Here is a 606-nt window from a genome sequence, read left to right on the forward strand (position 1 = left end):
GTTTTCCCCTCCTTGTTTCCCCGTTTCCCCCTACCCTTCGGCCGGTTCAGGCGACGAGCTCGCCGAAGGACTCCTCCTGGTCACGGCCGAAGCTGAGGACCTCGTCCTCGCGCAGCCGGCGCAGGGAGCGCCAGATGCTGGACTTCACCGTGCCGACGCTGATGCCGAGGATGTCCGCGATCTCCGGGTCCGTGCGGCCCTCGTAGTAGCGCAGGACCAGCATGGTGCGCTGGAGTTCGGGCAGCCGGGCCAGCGCCTGCCACAGGACCGTGCGCAGCTCGGTGCCGCGCATGGCGTCCGTGTCGCCGGGCGTCTCCGGCAGTTCCTCGGTCGGGTACTCGTTGAGCTTGCGGCGCCGCCAGGCGCTGATGTGCAGGTTGGTCATGGTGCGGCGGAGGTACCCGCCGACCGCCGCCTTGTCACTGATCCGGTCCCACGCCCGGTACGTCGAGAACAGCGCGCTCTGCAGCAGGTCCTCGGCCTCGAAACGGTCGCCGGTGAGGTGGTAGGCGGTTGCGTACAGAGAGGCGCGGCGCTCCTGGACGTAGGCGGTAAACGCCGCTTCGGCATCTACAGTCTCCGACAGGGTGCGGCGCTCCCCCGAGC

At 69.1% G+C, this 606-nt stretch carries 1 protein-coding gene; it reads right to left on the minus strand.

The features are described 5' to 3' along the window. Positions 1-46: 46 nt before the first annotated feature. Positions 47-606 (minus strand): SigE family RNA polymerase sigma factor (locus tag C1I97_RS38535; protein ID WP_111007419.1); only part of this gene is annotated, 560 nt, incomplete at its 5' end.

Source organism: Streptomyces sp. NTH33 (assembly GCF_003236365.1).
Lineage (GTDB): Bacteria > Actinomycetota > Actinomycetes > Streptomycetales > Streptomycetaceae > Streptomyces.